Consider the following 639-nt stretch of genomic DNA (forward strand, 5'->3'; position numbering starts at 1 on the left):
AAATATCAGATTCTATTCACTTATGTAGCTGAAAGTAATGGTGTAGTAACTGGTGAAACATATGAACTTCATACATTCACAGATGAAGATGGAAATTATGTTGAACCAGAAGCTACAACACCAGATGCTGATGTAAAGGCAACGGCCAATGCAGGTTATCATATCGATAAATGGATCGATGAATCTTCAACTGATCTTGGAAATGGTGCAGCTCCAGAATTTGGTGATACAACGTATACAACAAATCAGACATTTACAGTAAGCTTTGTTGAAAATGCTGATGTAACCATTAAGTATGAAGCTACAAAAGGTGGTTCAGTAAGTCTTGATGAAGAAACTGTTGCTCCAGCTACAGGAAGTCCAAAAGGCTCTACAGCTACAGCGAATGCAGGTTATTCATTTGATGGATGGTATCTAGGTGAAACAAAAGTTGGTACTGAGTTAGCTTATAAACCTTCAAAGAATAATGATGGAATCTATGAAGCTGCGACATATACTGCTAAATTCACTCCAAATACAGATACTAAGTATGTAGTAGAAACATATTTAGAAGGGGATAATGGTTATCCAGAAAAACCTAGTACAACTGAGAACCGTCAAGCTACTACGGATACAACAGTATCTGTAACAGAAGAAGAT

Annotated in this window: 1 protein-coding gene; it reads left to right on the top strand. The window is 36.8% G+C overall.

Annotated elements, in window-relative coordinates; all coding sequences use genetic code 11:
• A partial coding sequence (locus tag HMPREF0367_RS10515; protein WP_035400493.1) for an InlB B-repeat-containing protein occupies window positions 1-639 on the top strand: 639 nt, incomplete at both ends.

The organism is Faecalitalea cylindroides ATCC 27803 (genome assembly GCF_000469305.1).
GTDB lineage: Bacteria > Bacillota_I > Bacilli_A > Erysipelotrichales > Erysipelotrichaceae > Faecalitalea > Faecalitalea cylindroides.